The following is a 15,344-nucleotide window of genomic DNA, read 5'->3' as shown; positions in this document are numbered from 1 at the left end:
CGGGAATAGCTCAGTTGGTAGAGCGCAACCTTGCCAAGGTTGAGGTCGCGAGTTCGAGCCTCGTTTCCCGCTCCAAATATTGGCCTGTTGAATCCCAGTGATTCGGCAGGCAAGCGAAAAGGGGCTTCGGCCCCTTTTTCGTTTTCTTTTTTAGCGCCGTTCGCTAAACCTTTCTTCATCTTCCCATATCGATTATTGACCCTCCTCACGTTATCTCTCCCGTTGTCTTCATACTGCTGGCTGCGCCCGTTAAACGGTGAAAGAATGAGCGGCAGAATTTTGGCTATGCCGGGAGCAGCGCCATGCAGGAAGAAACTCACGCGGCGTATGAAACGATCCATTTTATCGCAGCGGACGGCTATGCGCTGAGCGGCAGCTACTTTCCTGCCCCATGCGGTAATAAAACGCCGGTGCTGATTTGCCCCGCCACCGGCGTTAAGCAAGGGTTTTATTATGCCTTCGCGCAGTGGCTGAGCGAGCAGGGGCATCCGGTTATGGTGTTCGACTACCGGAGCATCGGCGCTTCTCTGGCGGAATCGCATGTCCGACACTCTAAAGCCCGCAAGCAGGATTGGGGTGAACGGGATATGCCGGCGGCGCTGAACTGGCTGCTGGCGAAAACCGCAGCGCAACAGGCGCATGTGATCGGTCATAGCGCCGGCGCTCAGCTGGTGGGGTTGATGCCCAACTACCAAGCGGTACGCAGCCTGACGGCGGTCTCCGCCTCCTCCGGCTATATCGGCAATATCCGTTGGCCGTTCAGGGCGACGGCGATAGGCTTGATGTGGGGCTATATTCCGCTTTCGGTACGGTTGCTCGGCTACGCGCCGGCAAAGTGGTTGGGGTGGGGGGAGGATCTGCCCGCCGGCGTCGCACGGCAATGGGCCGCTTGGTGTCGGCGGCCAGGCTACGTGGAAAACTCATTTGGTACGGAAATCCAACGTCATTATTATGAAGCGTTCCAGGCACCGATCGCCGTGGTTGCCGCAGCCGATGACGTGTTGGTAACGCAGTGCAGTATTGCAGACTGGCTGCGGCTATTGCCCAATGCGCGGCATAGGGTTCACTTGCTGCAGCCGGCGGAGACTGATGGTCGGGCGATAGGGCATATCAACATGTTCAGGCGCAGCCACGCTGTGCTTTGGCCGCGATTGATCGCAGGGCTATCGGCAAAGTGAAGTGTTATGTCGGTATGAGAAAGAGCGTCCACGGGGCGCTGGCCGCTGCTGGCGATGGACCACTATAGAAAGAAGGGAGCCCGATGGCCTCAAAACCGAGTACGGTAGAATTAATCATCGGCAATATTTCTGTGTCGGATACGGTTTCGGCAAAGAAGATGTTCGGTGAGTATGGCATTTATTGCGGCGAGAAACTGGTCGCGCTGGTCTGCGATGATCGATTGTTTATCAAACCGACGGCGGGCGGCAAAACGCTCCTGAACGAAGGTTTAGAGGCGGCGCCTTATCCTGGCGCAAAGCCTTGCTTTCTGATCCCTGAAGAGCGCTGGCAGGATAGCGCCTGGCTTTCCCAATTAGTCTCTGTGACTTACGCTCAGTTGCCGGTACCCAAGAAAAAAGCATCGAAGAAATCCAATTGAATGGCGCGGAGCCACCTTTTACACGGCAGTCTACCCATTCACTATTACTGTCGGTATCTTGGGGCCGCGCATAGGAGGCGGTATGGAATCCGGTGCTATAAGGCATCTGGTGAGGACGGCGGCGGCATGCATGTTATTTTTCGGTCTGATTACACCGCCGTTAGGGGGCGTTATCATGTTGCTGCTGATGACGTTCGGCAGCGGCGAACTGGTGGAAATGGGCCGTCTCGAAGCCGGAGATATACTGGGCATGGTGGGGTTTATCGGGGCTTTTTCTTATGCGATTGGTTTTTTGCCGGCATGCTTGGTGGGGGCTATCGTCGGTATCGCCCAGCCTGGCATCAGCCGGTTGCGATGGTTTCTGCTGTTATGCGCGCTGCTGTCCGCCGTTGCACCCGGTTTGCTGAATGTCGAACAGCGCATTTTTGGCGCGATTGCGGTTTTGCCGGGGATAATCACCGGTTTTTTATGGTGGCGCAGGAGATTGCGAGCAGCCTCTAACCAGGATATTTTGCCCGGTACGCCATGGCAATAAACAAGCTCCCCAACAGTCTGAACGAGAAAAAATCGCCGATTTGCCCGTGAACTTCTGAGCCGATGCATATAAAATCAACATTCCGCTTGCCTTTGCGTCGGCATTGTGAACAGTGCGCCCACAAAATAAGCAGTTGAAAGCGTTAGAGAACTTTTTGCTATTTCGAGGGGTTGCCAAGGTAGGGGGTTTAGTCCATAATGCAGTCCATCGATTCGGCGGTAACGAAACAAATCGCTTGAGAATCAGATGATTAGGTTAAGCGGTTTCAGCGTCGCAGACCAAAAGAATAAAACGAAGCGGGTGATTCACCGGCTTTAGCCTGAAAAGGCAAACAGAATAAAGGCGCGTTAACAAAGCGGTTATGTAGCGGATTGCAAATCCGTCCAGTCCGGTTCGACTCCGGAACGCGCCTCCAACTTTCCCGAGCCCGGGTGGTGAAATCGGTAGACACAAGGGATTTAAAATCCCTCGGCTTATGGCTGTGCGGGTTCAAGTCCCGCCCCGGGTACCAGGGAATAAAAATACCGAATAATCAAAGCAATAAGTAGTAATGTCGTAGACCGCCGAGAGGCGGTTTTTTTGTGCCTGAAATTCGCATTATACCTGCATCCTTTCTTGTCGTGCTGCCACCCTGCCTGCACGGAGCCCCGCAGGGCTCCGAAGTACAACTCATAAGAAACCGAACGCTGCGGCGAGGATCCAGCCGAAGACGCAGGAGACGCTGACGCCGATCAGGCCGGGCAGAATAAAGCTGTGGTTGATCACGAAGCGGCCGATACGGGTAGTGCCGGAGCGGTCAAATTGGATCGCCGCCAGATCGCTGGGGTAGGTCGGCAGAATGTAATAGCCGTAGCAGGCCGGCGCCGAAGCGACGATATAGGCCGGGTTGACGCCGATCGCCAGCGCGACCGGCACCAGCGCCGCCAGTGCGGCGGCCTGTGAATTGACGAACTTCGACACCAGCAGCAGGATCAGCGCATAGGCCCAAGGGTACTCTTTCACCAGCACGCCCAGCGTGGCCTCTATCTGCGCCAGATGGGCGCCAAACATGGTTTCTGCCATCCAGGCGACGCCATACACCGCCACGATGGCGATCATGCCGGAACGGAACACTTCATTTTTAGAGATCGACGCCGGATTGGTGCGGGTGATGATGACGATCAGCGCCCCGGCCATCAGCATACACATCTGGATCACCAGGACCATGGAGAGCGGTTTGCCGCCGAAGTTGGGCCGCAGGTCGGAAAAGGCTCCCAGCACCGCCACCAATGCGATGGTGGCGAGGAAGATCCACATGGCGATCCAGTTGCTGCGCGGCAGCACCCGATCCAGCAGGGTGGCGGCGTCGCCATAGACGTAGCGATGGTTCTCCGGCACCGAGATAAATTTTTGAAACTCGGGATCTTTGTCCAGGTCTTTGCCGCGGAACCAGCTGAAGATGCCGATCGCCAGAATGCCGCACAGGGTTGAGGGAATGGTGATCGACAGCAGATCGAGGAATTCCAGATGGCGGCCATTAAAGGTGTAGCTGCTGAGCATCGCCACCAGTGAGACCACCGCCACCGAGACCGGGCTGGCGATAATGCCCATCTGCGCGCCGATCGAACTGGCGGCCATCGGCCGTTCCGGGCGGATATTATTTTTGATCGCCACGTCATAGATGATAGGCAAGATGGTGTACACCACATGCCCGGTGCCGCACAGGATAGTGAGAATGCAGGTGACGAACGGTGCAATGATCGAAACATAGCGCGGGTTACGCCGCAGCATCCGTTCGGCTATTTGCAGCATGACGTCCAATCCGCCCGAGGCCTGCAGGGTGGCGGAAGCCGCCACCACCGCAATGATCACCAGCATCACGTCTACCGGCGGTTTGCCGGGCTGCAGGTGAAAGCCGAACACCAGAATCATCAAACCGATACCGCCCAGCAACCCCAGCGCGATGCCGCCCTTACGCGCCCCATACAGCAGGCATGCCAATATAACCGCTAATTGCAGAAAGAAATCCATGATAGATGCGCCTTAATAATGTTGAACTTAACTGCGTTCAGTTTCCGGCGGCGCTTACAGCAGAAAGTTGTTTTAAATCTATAGTCATGAATAAATTGTGGTTATTAACCCTAAAGAGTGATAGCGGTCACATTCGAGCATCGGAAACGCGGCTGACTGACGTCATCAGCACGAAAAAGCAAGCCAACAGGTCAGACCTCTCCTATATGACGGGTTTACCACCAGAGGAGAAAACTATGGATCCGACCAAAATGACAGGATTGGCGTTATTACAGGCTGCGATGGCCGGCAAGATCCCACCGGCTTCAATCGCTGAAACGGTGCCCATGAAACCGGATGCGGTTGAAGAGGGCTATATCCGCATCGTGGCGCGGGCTGACGAACGTCACCTGAATCCGCTGGGAGGCGTTCATGGCGGCTTCGCCGCCACGGTTCTGGATTCGGTGACCGGTTGCGCGGTGCACAGCACGCTGGCTGCGGGGATTGGCTATGGCACTGTCGATCTGCAGGTTAAAATGTTGCGCCCTGTGCCGAAGGGAATTGATCTGATCGCCGAGGGGCGCCTGGTCTACACATCGAAGAATGTCGCGTTCGCTGAAGGCACGCTTAAAACGACGGAAGGGAAGCTGTTGGCTTCGGCAACCGCCACTTGCTTTATCATTCGCCCTACCGGGCAAGCGCCGCAATAACCTGTCGCTTATCAGGCCCGGGATTAATCATCCGGGGCCTGATGCCTTTCTCTTCGGCTGCATATCACTCGGTGGCGCAATGGCGGGCGCGATGCGTCATTGTGGTCTAGTATTCTTGGGTAAAAATTTTATCGGAGTGAGTATGCAGCCGCATAAAGAGGTTGAGTTTGATCATGAGCTTTGTCTGGCGATCGGCAGGGCCGTATTGGACGTGGTGGCGCAGGGGGAAGAAACCAGCGCGCCGACAGTTATGGGCGCCATCGAGCGGTCGGTGGCGCAGGGGTTGAATGATGAGGAAACCGCTATCGCCGACGACGCTCTGGATTTGATGGCTCGTTTGATCCACCGTTGTGGATTGACTCATCCGACAGGCGGAGAGGATGCTTCCCATGCATTGGTTGAATTTCAAGCGTTACAAGAGTGAGGTTGCCAAACAGGCTGTGCCGCCGCATCTGAATGCGGCCGAATTCGCACGACATTACGCGGCTCAGCCGCAGGCAAATACGGATGAATACTTCTCGTTGAGCGGGGAGATATGTTGGGATGCGGTCGTGCTTTGCGCCTATCGCTCCGGGGCGCTCAGCAAGGCGAAATATAAGCAGCTGTGGCTGACGGTATTCGATAAACAATACAAACATTTCGTCAGCCCGGAAGATACCGAGATCCGCACCAGTGCAGAGATGCTGCGCGCTCCGCAGGGCTGCTTTATCGGCATATTCTCCCTGCGCGACGCGGCGGCTCCCCGTTTGCTGCATGCGATGATCGGCACCGGTGCGGGCTTTGCCGCAGGCAATAAAAATCTTTGCATCGGCGTGGGCGGCGCGGTCGGCTGGGAAAATCTCAACCTGGCGCGCGATCTGCGCTGGCAGCCGCAAGGCGGCTTTTTACGCCAGGGCGACAACGAAGTGCTGCGCATTTTTTATCGGCCTTTCCCCGCCTGACCCGGCCAGCATGCTGCCCGAAATAAAAAACCGCCGTCCGGCGGTTTTTTATTGGTGACCATCGCCCTTATTTGAAACCACCGTTGCGAATGAACTCGAGACCAGCGGCGGTGATCCGCGTTTGATGCGGATCGATGTCATAGTTGTTCTCGTCGATATCGCTCATTACATAGGCCTGTATCAGCCCCTTGGTTTTGAGATAGGCGAAGGGATCGGCGAAGGCGTGCGGGCTGGTGGCGTCTTGCTTCCACAGCTCGTAGGTTTTTTCATCCAGCGTGCCGGGGTGATTGGCGGCCAGCCGGGTCAGGATCTGATTGTAGAATACATAGTCGGTCATGATGCGGTCCTCTTTATCGCGAGCGACAGTCTCGGAAAATGACGGTAACGTCTTTCAATCATAGTCGATGTTTGCTCATCGCCCGTGTTGCCGCGTACGCAGGCTATCCTCGTTGGCTTTCAATCCAGTGAAACAGACGAGAAATGGTGAAGGTGATATCGCCGATGTTGAACAGTGCGCCGAGCCACAGGGTTAGCATAACCAGGATGCCAATGATGACGGGAAGATCCATCTTGCTCATGATCAGGTGCTTCATCAATAAAGAGTGTGGTTCAAAGCGTATCATCAATCCTGATTGTCATAAAATGCGCTGCGCATTGTTTCGCGTGAAACCCATGTAAAAAAGCCACCCAAGCGGGTGGCTTTTGCCTTTCAGCGCCGATCAGTCCAGCTTGGGATGCTGGTCGATCAGGATCTGCTTTTTCTTTTCCAGTTCGGCGATCTGCGCGTTGATGTCCTCGACTTTCTGTTCGATGTTGTCGTAGGTCTCCTGCAGCAGCTCTTTCGCTTCGGTACGGTCAGATGCCGCCGGCGTCGCGCCGCGTAGTGGCTTGTTAGCAGTTTCTTTCATGTACAGACCGGTGATAAGACCGATCACCGCCACAACCATCAGGTAGTAGGCCGGCATGTACAGGTTGCCGGTCGCCTCCACCAGCCAGGCGGCGGCGGTTGGCGTTGCACCGGCGATCAGCACCGAAATGTTGAACGAAATCGCCAGCGCGCTGTAGCGGATGTGCGTTGGGAACATCGCCGGCAGAATGGACGCCATCACCCCGGTGAAGGAGTTGAGCAGCACCGCCAGCACCAGCAGGCCGACGAAGATCAGGCCAATCACGTTGCTGTTGATCAGAATGAAGCACGGGATCGCCAGCGCCAACAGGCCGATACTGCCGCCGATAATGAACGGCTTGCGGCCGATGCGGTCGCTGGTCAGGCCGATCACCGGCTGTACGAACAGCATGCCGATCATGATGGCGATAATGATCAGAACGCCGTGATCTTCCGAGTAGTGCAGGTTATGCGACAGGTAGCTCGGCATGTAGGTCAGCAGCATGTAATAGGTCACGTTGGTGGAGATCACGATACCGACACACACCAGCAAACTTTTCCAATGTTTGGCCGCGATCTCTTTGAACGAGGTTTTCGGCGGATTTTCGATGGCGTTGCGGTCCTCTTTCTCCATCTTGTCCACGTGCTGCTGGAACGCCGGGGTTTCTTCCAGCGCATGGCGCAGATAGAGACCGATCAGGCCCAGCGGTGCGGCGATGAAGAACGGGATACGCCAGCCCCAGTCGAGAAAGTTGGCTTCACCGACGATGCTGGAGATCAGCACCACCACGCCGGCACCCATCACAAAGCCGGCGATGGAGCCGAAGTCCAGCCAGCTGCCCATAAAGCCGCGTTTGCGGTCCGGCGAGTACTCGGCGACGAAGATCGCCGCACCGGAATATTCACCGCCGACGGAGAAGCCCTGTGCCAGCTTGGCCAGCAGCAGCAGGATCGGTGCCCAGATGCCGATCGACGCATAGGACGGGATCAGGCCGATACAGAAGGTGCTGACCGCCATGATGATAATGGTGACCGAGAGAACTTTTTGCCGGCCGAACTTGTCGCCCATGGCGCCGAAGAACAGACCACCGAGCGGACGCACCAGGAAGGGCACGGAGAAGGTCGCCAGCGCGGCGATCATTTGTACGCCGGGAGAGGCGCCGGGGAAGAAGACCTGGCCAAGCGCATAGGCGACAAAGCCGTATACGCCGAAGTCGAACCACTCCATCGCGTTGCCCAGGGCCGCCGCGGTGATCGCCTTCTTGAGTTTGCTGTCATCGATGATGGTGATGTCGTTAATGTGCATCGGTTTATGTCGTTTTTTTCTTAACTTCATATAATCATCCCTTAATGAATTATTCGTTGTTCGTGAAAGCGTAATCTCCGTTCACTGTTGTTTTCGAGTTATCAAATCGGCTAATAGAATCGCGATTCAAGACGATCCATTATCCACATTTAAGTTGTGATGTGGATCGCAAAATAACCTCGCTTATGCCGATGTTATGTCATTTAGGTGACTAATTATTTTGCATCTATAGCTTAACGTTATATCTTGCGGCGATCAAATCCAGCAGTTTAACTTAAGTGTTTGCACCGATTTGGTGCGAGATTGGTCTAATAATTGCGCGATTTGGCGATTTTTCGTCTGATTGACGATGCTTCAAGTATAGAGAGTTCGGGAGATAAAACAGGAAAAATTGATGTGTTTGCCGTCAAAAAAGGCCCGGCTCGATGGCCGGGCCGGTTGGGTTATGGCGCCGACGAACCGCCGAATTCCAGATAGATTTTCGCCAGATTCTGGTACTGCGCGAAGCGGTTTTCGTCTACCGCCAGTTCCGCCTGACGACGTTGCTCCTGAGCGTTGAGCCAGTCGGTAATGGTGACGGCGCCCTGTCGGTAGCGCACCTCGTTCAGCCGCTCCGATTTGCGCGCCAGTGCCAATGAGGCCCGCAACTGCGTCTCCTGCGCCAGCAGCTGCGTACGCAATGACAGTGCGTTGTTCACGTCGCCCATCGCTTTGTACAGCGCCTGCTTGAACGCCAGAACCTGCTGTTCATAGTCGTTGCGGGCGATCTTGATATCCACGCCCATTTGCCGCCATTGCAGGAACGGCAGCGTCAGACTGGCGCCGAGGCTGCCCGTCGGGTTGCGCAGGAACTCCAGTAGCGCACTGCTGCTGGCACCCAGCGAGCCGGTCAGGCTGAACGCGGGATAGTATTGCAGCCGTTTCTCGTCGACGTTGGCCAGCGCGGCGCGCAACCGCAGCTCTTTAGCGCTGAGGTCCGGGCGGCGGCTCAAGACGCTGGCGGGAATGCCGGTGTTGATCTGCGGCATCGCCGCCGTCGGCAGACGTGCGGGGGCGATGGTGGCCTGGCCTGAAGGCGCACCCAGCAGCACCGCCTGTTCATTCAGCGCCTGTTGGCGTTCGTGCTGCAATGCCAGCAGCCGGCTTTCCTGCGTCAGCAAGCTTTGCTCCGCGTTCACCACGTCCAGCGCCGAGATGCTGCCGGCGCGGTAGCGGGCGTTGGCCAGCCGCAGGGTTTCTTTGGCGTAGGCGATGCTCGCCCGGCTGACGTCGATCTGCTGATTGAGGAAGCCGATGCGCCAGTAATTGGTGGCCGCGTCGGCCAGCAGCGTCAGGCGCGCCGTCTGCAGATCCTGCTCGGAGGCTTGGCTGGCCCACTCGGCGGCGTCGCGCTGGCGCGCCAGTTTGCCCCACAGATCGACTTCATAGCTCGTAGAGAGAGAGGCGCCGCTGGTTTTGTTCCAGGCGGAGGATTCGGACAGCGGGCGATTGATGCCGCTCGTCAACGAAGCGCTGACGCTGGGCGCGGTGCTGATGCCGACGCGTTCCGCTTCGAGCCGCGCGCGGTAAACGCGCAGCACGGCGAGGGCCAAATCGTTGTTGCTCGCCATCACCTGTTGCAGCCAACGATCGAGCTCGGGATCGTGGAAATCACGCCAGTCGAACGGCGTCGGCGCGGCATTGTCTGCCGCGTGCTGCCAGCCCGCCGGGTAGTTGACCTGCGGTGCCTGGTAGTCGCTTTTCAGGGCATTGCCGCAGCCGGCGGTGAGCAGGGCGGCGAGGCTTAGCGCCAGGGGGGATAAAATTTTCATGGGTTACTCGCTGGCCAATGAAACGACCGGATCCATCCTTGCCGCTTTGCGGGCGGGGAGATAACCGAAGATCATGCCGATTAAGGTTGAACAGAAAAACGCCGTTGCGGCAGCCTGCCAGGAATAGATGGCGGTGAACATGCCGCCCGCCAGCGAGGTGAACAGCGACCCGGCGGCGAGCGACAGCGCAATGCCCAATGCGCCGCCGATCAGACAGACCAGCACCGCTTCGATCATGAACTGTTGCATGATGTCGCTGCGCCGCGCGCCGACCGCCATGCGCACGCCGATTTCGTGGGTGCGTTCGGTCACCGAAACCAACATGATGTTCATCACGCCGAGGCTGCCGATCACCAGCGAGATCGAGGCCACCATCAGGATCAGCAGGCTGAGCGTCATCGAGGTGCGCTCGATCGACTTACGGAACTGATCGCGGTTGAAGGTCATGAAATCCTTGACGCCGTGGCGCTGGGTCAGCAACTGCGTGATGGCGCTGACGGCGGCATCGCTGGCGACGTCATCCTTCAGCCGCACGGTGATGCCGCTGAGCGTGGTTTTGCCGACCATGCGGTACATCACCGTACTGTAGGGCATCCAAACGCTGATGCGGTTGGGCGCGTAGTTGCGCTCGCTTTTGGCGACGCCGACCACTCGCGCCGGCACCGAGCCGAGAAACACGATCTGGCCGAGCGGCTCGACGCCGAAGTCGCCGAACAGCGCCTGGCGCGCGTTGTCGTCGATGATCACTTCCTGCAGCGCGTTGCGATCGTCGCGGAAGGTGGTGCCTTGCACCAGCGTGATGCCGTTGACGCGGAAATAGTCGCGCCCGACACCGGTGATTGACGCGGTGGCGGATTTGCTGCGAAAACGGATGCTGTCGGACGCGCTGACTTCCGGGCTGACGCTGTCGACGAAGCTTTGCTGCGCCAGGGCGTCGGCGTCGGCCGGCACCAGGGTGCGGATGCTGTCGATGGCGTCGTCGAAGAAGTCGCGCCCCGGATAGATGCTCACCACGTTAGTGCCGAGCCCTTTGATATTCTCCAGCGTGCGTTGCTTGGCGCCTTCGCCCAGCGCGACGACCGTGACCACGGCGGCGATGCCGAAGATGATGCCGGTCATGGTCAGCGCGGTGCGCAGGCGGTGGGCATTCATCGCCTTCAGCGCCATATGCAGCGATTCGCGGGTGCGGTCGATAAGACTTTGCCAGCCGCTTTGCCGGCTGCGGTTCGGCGACGGCAGCGAAGGACCGGGCGCCGACTGACGGCCGCTGTCAGCGATGATTTCGCCGTCCCGCAGCTCGATGACGCGCTGTGCATGCTGCGCCACTTTCATGTCGTGGGTGACGATCACCACGGTGTGGCCGCGCTGATTCAGTTCGCTGAGGATCGCCAGCACTTCCTGGCCGGATTGGCTGTCCAGCGCGCCGGTCGGTTCGTCCGCCAAAATGATCTCGCCGCCGTTGATCAGCGAGCGGGCGATGCTGACGCGCTGCTGCTGGCCGCCGGAAAGTTGACCAGGCTTATGGTCTTCGCGTCCCTCCAGGCCCAGCCGCGCCAGCAGCTGCGCTGCGCGCCGCCGCCGCTGATCGCGCCTGTCATTGGCGTAGATCGCCGGGATCTCGACGTTGCCCAGCGCGCTGAGATCGGGCATCAGGTGATAGCGCTGGAAGATGAAGCCGATATGCTCGCGGCGCAAGCGGGCCAACTCGTCAGGCGACAGATGGGCGGCGTTCTGGCCGCTGATGTAGTAGTCGCCGCGATCCGGCACGTCGAGACAGCCCATGATGTTCATCAGCGTCGATTTGCCGGAACCGGAGGCGCCGATGATCGCCACCAGTTCGCCGGCGGCGATGGTCAGATCGATGTCTTTCAACACCGTCAGCGCCTGGCCGCCGTTGGTGTAGGTTCGGCTGATGCCTTTTAGCTCGATGATCGCGTTCACAGGAAGAAGCCATCCTCAGCCGATTTGGCGGCAGGCTGCGACAGCACCACGGCCTCACCGGCTTTCAGACCGCTGAGGATCTGAATATCGACGTTGTTGGTGATGCCGGTGGTCACTTCGCGCGTTTCCAGCCGCTGGTCTTGGGTCAGCACCTGTACCTGCTGCACTTTCCCTTCGGTTTTATGCACCGCCTGGATCGGCACCAGCAGGGCGTTCTTCGCTTCGCCGAGCAGCAAGGAAACCTGCGCGGTCATGGCGATGCGCAGGCGATTTTCCGGGTTAGGTACGTCCAACAGCGCGTTGTAATAGACCGACGCATTCGAGGTGCCGGAGCCGGACGCGGAGCTGGTGCCGGCGAGCGAATCGTCTTTCATCACCGATTCCGGCGCCAGTTCGATGGTGCGCAGCGTGGCGTCGTAGCGTTTATCCGGATCGGAGAAAATCGTGAAGTATGCCTTTTGCCCTGGCGAAATGCGGGTGATGTCGGCTTCGGAGATCTGCGCCTTGATAGTCATCATATCCAGCCGCGCCAGCTTGACGATGGTTGGCGCGCTTTGGCTGGAGTTGACCGTTTGCCCCTGTTGCGTGACCACGGCGATGACGATGCCGTCCATCGGCGCGACCACGCGGGTATAGCCCAGATCGATCTTTTTCTTGTCGACGTCAATCTGCGCCTGTACCAGGCGCGCATTGAGCGAAAGCTGTTCGGCGCGGGTGGTAGCGAGCGCGGTTTCGGCGGTTTCGAAGTCTTCACGCGAGCTGGCTTCGTCGCTCAGCATGCGGCGTTGGCGTTTGAAACGTGATTCCGCCTGTTTCAGCTGCGCCTGTTTGGCCTGCAGCTCGGCTTTGATCACGTTTAGCGCCGCTTCGGCGTTGCGCAGATCGTTGCGCTGTTGCAGGTCGTCGATGTCGGCGATCGGCTGGCCTTTGGTGACGCGATCGCCCAGTTTGACCTTCAGCGATTTGACCTCACCGGAGACTCGCGCACCGACGTTGACGCGTTCGACGGCGTCCAGCCGCCCGGTGGCCAGCACGGCGTTTTCGATATCGCCCAGCCGGGCCGGTGCGGTAACGTAATCCTGTTGCGGCGGGCGTTGCCAATAGATGGCCAACGCGACAGCGACGGCGATGAAAACGATGACGGCGACCAACGCCAGGCGGCGGGAGGAGAGTTTCAGTGATGGCATACCCAGGTTTTCCATAACGATAAAAGCGGCGGTTCCAGTCTGCCATCATGGCAGCGCCAGCTTGAACTGGCGCTAAACGTCAGGCGCTTTCCCGCTGGAAAGGGGATAGTAAAGGCTTTCTCGCTAAAGATCACGGCGAGTTACTATCCGTTGGGTGTGCAACCGACGGCGATGGGCGTTATACTGGGTAAAAAACCAGTATTCATTCATCAGCAGGATGACACCGCCGCCATGATGCCGAACCGCCTCGAGCCTGAACTCGATATTTACCAATACCCGGAGCACCTGCGCGCTTGCCTGGCGTCGTTGCCCAAGGGGCCGGGCGTGTATGTGTTCCATGGCCAGAGCGAAAGCCTGCCGCTTTACATCGGCAAAAGCGTCAACGTACGCAGCCGGGTGATGGCGCATTTTCGCGCGCAGGACGAGGCTAAAATGCTGCGTCAAACCCGGCGCATCAGCTTTATCGAGACCGCCGGCGAATTGGGGGCGTTGCTGCTGGAGGCGCAGTTGATCAAGCAGCAGCAGCCGCTGTTCAACAAACGCCTGCGGCGTTCGAAGCAGCTGTGTGCGCTGCGTTTGCAGGCGGGGAACGTGACGATAGCGCATGCCAAAGAGATTGATTTCGCCGTCACGCCCGATCTCTACGGGCTGTTCGCCAATCGCCACGCCGCGTTGGAAAAGCTGCGCGCCATCGCTGACGAGCATCGATTGTGTTACGGCAAGCTGGGGATCGACAAGCTGCCCGCCGGGCGAACCTGTTTCCGTTACAGCCTGCGCAAGTGCGCCGGCGCCTGCTGTGGCGTGGAGTCGGCGCAGGAACATGCTCTGCGGCTCAGCGTGGCGCTTGAACAGTTGCGCATCGCCTGTTGGCCGTTCGCCGGGCGCGTGGCGCTGGAGGAGCAGGGCGAGGCGCTGCGGCAGTACCATGTTATCCACAATTGGTTTTATCTGGGATCGGTCAGCAGCCTGGCGCAGGCGAAGTTGCTGCAGAGCGCGGCCAGCCACTTTGACAGCGATGGCTACAAGATTCTGTGCAAGCCGCTCATCGGTGGCGATTATCGGATTATTGCGCTGCCTTAATGCCGGAACGCTAGCGATTACCTAAGACTTATCCGTAAATGCATGACATTATGCTAAAAAAGCTTGAGTCCATAATGTTGTTATGGATAATGTCGCCCCGAAGCGAAGGAACGCGCTATTAACTCAGTTGGCAGAGTGATTGGTTTTATAATGGCTTGTTTTGGCTTGAAAATTGATAGACGCGGGTTCGAGTCCTGCATAGCGCGCCAGCTTTCTTTCCCTTCACCTCACCGCGTTTACCGTAAAGCGCACCCGGGTTGATTTGCACTATCGGCTCCTCGTTGGGATTTTCGGGTGTGCTTTACCGTAACCGCTGGCTTTCCTTCCTCTTTCTCTTCCGATCCTTTGCTAAACTGTAATCAGGCAGGCTGTCTGCCCGGCAACAGGAGGTCGATATGTCTCACTCCGAGCAACTGCAGGAGCTCTTGCAACGCGTCGCCGCCCTCGAGGCGAGGGAGAAAGCGCTGACCGCCGCATCCAACGCTTATCAGGCGATTATCACCACCATGTTGGGCAATATGGAGAAGGCCGAACGTGACCGGATCATCGCCATGATCGATCAGGCCCATGAAATCGCCTACGCCCGCGCCATTCAACGCAGCAACGAACCGCAAAAGCAAAAAATCAAACAGGCCGACGATGTCGCCCAGCGCATGTTCATGTTTGCGCAAGGCAAAGCCGCTCAGCCGCGCTGAAGCCGAACTATAACAGTTGCCGTCATTAAGTTGGCTAACTGATCTACCCGGCAAAACTGTACTTGTGTTACTTTTAGCGGTGAGATTTGATGGCAATGCTGTTTCCAGCATAAGGTTGTAACGATGGACGCGATTAAAAGCATCTTGGTTAAAGAGATTGAACAGATCAATCGGCGCGAGGGGCGCGACGGCAAGCCGCGTTTCAACAGCGAATTCGCCCGCACTCACCGCTATTTGTGCCTTGCCATGTTCGCCGGTTACTTCGCGGTGATCGCCGTGATGTATCAGGTGCCGTATATGGGGATGTATGCCTTCCTGGGCTTCACCGCCTTCGTGCTGTTCATGTTCGCCATGCTGCTGATCGAGATTCGGCCGGTGTATCGTTTCGAGGACATCGGGGTGCTGGATTTGCGGGTTTGCTACAACGGCGAATGGTACTTCACCCGCGCGCTGTCGCCTTATGCGGTGCAGCAGCTGCTGGATGAGCCGTCCATCGGCGCCGCGCTGAAACAGAAGATGCGAATCATCATCGGCAACAAGGGCGAAATCGATTTCTACGATGTGTATGACATGGCCTACGGAAAAAAGCCGCAGGATGAGCCGTCTCAGCTGGCGGCGGCGAACTGAAAGGTTTCCGGCCGGCGGCTTGTCGATTATACTCAGCGT

At 57.9% G+C, this 15,344-nt stretch carries 16 protein-coding genes and 3 tRNA genes; 12 read left to right on the top strand and 7 right to left on the bottom strand.

Annotated elements, in window-relative coordinates:
* The first annotated feature begins 302 nt into the window (after positions 1–302).
* The 5 genes from AC6BYQ_RS13495 to AC6BYQ_RS13475 all read left to right on the top strand — a co-directional run bounded on the left by AC6BYQ_RS13495 (position 303) and on the right by AC6BYQ_RS13475 (position 2,643).
* Complete coding sequence (locus AC6BYQ_RS13495; protein WP_154746915.1) at positions 303–1,178, top strand: alpha/beta hydrolase family protein; 876 nt, start codon at positions 303–305, stop codon at positions 1,176–1,178.
* A gap of 83 nt (positions 1,179–1,261) precedes the next feature.
* Positions 1,262–1,597, top strand: coding sequence for a TfoX/Sxy family protein (locus AC6BYQ_RS13490; RefSeq protein WP_154746916.1), 336 nt, complete (start codon positions 1,262–1,264; stop codon positions 1,595–1,597).
* A gap of 175 nt (positions 1,598–1,772) precedes the next feature.
* A complete protein-coding gene (locus AC6BYQ_RS13485) occupies positions 1,773–2,132 on the top strand; it encodes a hypothetical protein (protein ID WP_498057019.1) in 360 nt (119 codons plus the stop codon).
* Positions 2,133–2,473: 341 nt separating this feature from the next.
* Positions 2,474–2,547 (top strand) — tRNA-Cys (locus tag AC6BYQ_RS13480).
* A gap of 10 nt (positions 2,548–2,557) precedes the next feature.
* A tRNA-Leu gene (locus AC6BYQ_RS13475) sits at positions 2,558–2,643 on the top strand.
* 158 nt (positions 2,644–2,801) lie between these two features.
* On the opposite strand, the gene AC6BYQ_RS13470 is transcribed toward AC6BYQ_RS13475, so the two are convergent.
* Complete coding sequence (locus AC6BYQ_RS13470; RefSeq protein ID WP_019455908.1) at positions 2,802–4,142, bottom strand: anaerobic C4-dicarboxylate transporter; 1,341 nt, start codon at positions 4,140–4,142, stop codon at positions 2,802–2,804.
* 236 nt (positions 4,143–4,378) lie between these two features.
* Here AC6BYQ_RS13470 and AC6BYQ_RS13465 point away from each other — a divergent pair, with 236 nt between their 5' ends.
* From AC6BYQ_RS13465 to AC6BYQ_RS13455, 3 genes are all read left to right on the top strand, one after another.
* A complete protein-coding gene (locus AC6BYQ_RS13465; protein ID WP_019455888.1) occupies positions 4,379–4,831 on the top strand; it encodes a PaaI family thioesterase in 453 nt (150 codons plus the stop codon).
* Positions 4,832–4,973: 142 nt separating this feature from the next.
* Positions 4,974–5,255, top strand: coding sequence for a hypothetical protein (locus tag AC6BYQ_RS13460; RefSeq protein WP_071892059.1), 282 nt, complete (start codon positions 4,974–4,976; stop codon positions 5,253–5,255).
* A complete protein-coding gene (locus AC6BYQ_RS13455) occupies positions 5,221–5,772 on the top strand; it encodes a hypothetical protein (protein WP_498057018.1) in 552 nt (183 codons plus the stop codon). Before AC6BYQ_RS13460 ends, AC6BYQ_RS13455 begins: the two co-directional genes overlap by 35 nt.
* Positions 5,773–5,839: 67 nt before the next feature.
* Here the strand turns inward: AC6BYQ_RS13455 and AC6BYQ_RS13450 are convergent, their stop codons facing one another.
* The 6 genes from AC6BYQ_RS13450 to etsA form a co-directional block, all read right to left on the bottom strand.
* Positions 5,840–6,109, bottom strand: a complete 270-nt coding sequence (locus tag AC6BYQ_RS13450) for a hypothetical protein (protein ID WP_019455885.1) — start codon at positions 6,107–6,109, stop codon at positions 5,840–5,842.
* Positions 6,110–6,212: 103 nt separating this feature from the next.
* Positions 6,213–6,350, bottom strand: a complete 138-nt coding sequence (locus AC6BYQ_RS13445) for a hypothetical protein (protein ID WP_162215441.1) — start codon at positions 6,348–6,350, stop codon at positions 6,213–6,215.
* Positions 6,351–6,491: 141 nt separating this feature from the next.
* Complete coding sequence (proP, locus tag AC6BYQ_RS13440; RefSeq protein ID WP_004927916.1) at positions 6,492–7,994, bottom strand: glycine betaine/L-proline transporter ProP; 1,503 nt, start codon at positions 7,992–7,994, stop codon at positions 6,492–6,494.
* A gap of 413 nt (positions 7,995–8,407) precedes the next feature.
* Positions 8,408–9,775, bottom strand: coding sequence for a macrolide efflux RND transporter outer membrane subunit EtsC (gene etsC, locus AC6BYQ_RS13435; protein WP_498057017.1), 1,368 nt, complete (start codon positions 9,773–9,775; stop codon positions 8,408–8,410).
* Between the two features lie 3 nt (positions 9,776–9,778).
* Positions 9,779–11,716: an ABC transporter permease gene (locus AC6BYQ_RS13430; RefSeq protein WP_498057016.1), complete on the bottom strand. Its 1,938-nt coding sequence runs from the start codon at positions 11,714–11,716 to the stop codon at positions 9,779–9,781.
* Complete coding sequence (gene etsA, locus AC6BYQ_RS13425; RefSeq protein ID WP_462933309.1) at positions 11,713–12,903, bottom strand: macrolide efflux RND transporter periplasmic adaptor subunit EtsA; 1,191 nt, start codon at positions 12,901–12,903, stop codon at positions 11,713–11,715. The genes AC6BYQ_RS13430 and etsA overlap by 4 nt, the downstream gene beginning before the upstream one ends.
* Before the next feature lie 231 nt (positions 12,904–13,134).
* Here etsA and cho point away from each other — a divergent pair, with 231 nt between their 5' ends.
* The 4 genes from cho to AC6BYQ_RS13405 all read left to right on the top strand — a co-directional run bounded on the left by cho (position 13,135) and on the right by AC6BYQ_RS13405 (position 15,305).
* Positions 13,135–13,983, top strand: coding sequence for an excinuclease Cho (gene cho, locus AC6BYQ_RS13420; protein ID WP_498057028.1), 849 nt, complete (start codon positions 13,135–13,137; stop codon positions 13,981–13,983).
* A 112-nt stretch (positions 13,984–14,095) separates the two neighbouring features.
* Positions 14,096–14,192: transfer RNA gene (locus AC6BYQ_RS13415), tRNA-OTHER, on the top strand.
* Between the two features lie 186 nt (positions 14,193–14,378).
* Positions 14,379–14,678, top strand: a complete 300-nt coding sequence (locus AC6BYQ_RS13410; RefSeq protein WP_019455879.1) for a sigma-S stabilization anti-adapter protein IraP — start codon at positions 14,379–14,381, stop codon at positions 14,676–14,678.
* A gap of 123 nt (positions 14,679–14,801) precedes the next feature.
* Positions 14,802–15,305 carry a YlaC family protein gene (locus AC6BYQ_RS13405; protein ID WP_015377412.1) on the top strand — a complete coding sequence of 168 codons (504 nt, stop codon included), beginning with the start codon at positions 14,802–14,804 and terminating at the stop codon, positions 15,303–15,305.
* The last annotated feature ends 39 nt before the right edge of the window (positions 15,306–15,344 follow it).

It is taken from the genome of Serratia sp. LTN-2 (assembly GCF_059740205.1).
The sequence above is the reverse complement of the archived record's forward strand: the minus strand, read 5'-3'. Positions and strand labels throughout refer to the sequence as shown.

What these genes read in the sequence shown, in the direction of transcription:
- AC6BYQ_RS13495 (WP_154746915.1), top strand. Translation starts at nt 303, where the DNA reads ATGCAGGAAGAAACTCACGCGGCGTATGAAACGATCCATTTTATCGCA.
- AC6BYQ_RS13490 (WP_154746916.1), top strand. Translation starts at nt 1,262, where the DNA reads ATGGCCTCAAAACCGAGTACGGTAGAATTAATCATCGGCAATATTTCT.
- AC6BYQ_RS13485 (WP_498057019.1), top strand. Translation starts at nt 1,773, where the DNA reads ATGTTGCTGCTGATGACGTTCGGCAGCGGCGAACTGGTGGAAATGGGC.
- AC6BYQ_RS13470 (WP_019455908.1), bottom strand. Translation starts at nt 4,142, where the DNA reads ATGGATTTCTTTCTGCAATTAGCGGTTATATTGGCATGCCTGCTGTAT.
- AC6BYQ_RS13465 (WP_019455888.1), top strand. Translation starts at nt 4,379, where the DNA reads ATGGATCCGACCAAAATGACAGGATTGGCGTTATTACAGGCTGCGATG.
- AC6BYQ_RS13460 (WP_071892059.1), top strand. Translation starts at nt 4,974, where the DNA reads ATGCAGCCGCATAAAGAGGTTGAGTTTGATCATGAGCTTTGTCTGGCG.
- AC6BYQ_RS13455 (WP_498057018.1), top strand. Translation starts at nt 5,221, where the DNA reads ATGCATTGGTTGAATTTCAAGCGTTACAAGAGTGAGGTTGCCAAACAG.
- AC6BYQ_RS13450 (WP_019455885.1), bottom strand. Translation starts at nt 6,109, where the DNA reads ATGACCGACTATGTATTCTACAATCAGATCCTGACCCGGCTGGCCGCC.
- AC6BYQ_RS13445 (WP_162215441.1), bottom strand. Translation starts at nt 6,350, where the DNA reads ATGAGCAAGATGGATCTTCCCGTCATCATTGGCATCCTGGTTATGCTA.
- proP (WP_004927916.1), bottom strand. Translation starts at nt 7,994, where the DNA reads ATGAAGTTAAGAAAAAAACGACATAAACCGATGCACATTAACGACATC.
- etsC (WP_498057017.1), bottom strand. Translation starts at nt 9,775, where the DNA reads ATGAAAATTTTATCCCCCCTGGCGCTAAGCCTCGCCGCCCTGCTCACC.
- etsA (WP_462933309.1), bottom strand. Translation starts at nt 12,903, where the DNA reads ATGCCATCACTGAAACTCTCCTCCCGCCGCCTGGCGTTGGTCGCCGTC.
- cho (WP_498057028.1), top strand. Translation starts at nt 13,135, where the DNA reads ATGATGCCGAACCGCCTCGAGCCTGAACTCGATATTTACCAATACCCG.
- AC6BYQ_RS13410 (WP_019455879.1), top strand. Translation starts at nt 14,379, where the DNA reads ATGTCTCACTCCGAGCAACTGCAGGAGCTCTTGCAACGCGTCGCCGCC.
- AC6BYQ_RS13405 (WP_015377412.1), top strand. Translation starts at nt 14,802, where the DNA reads ATGGACGCGATTAAAAGCATCTTGGTTAAAGAGATTGAACAGATCAAT.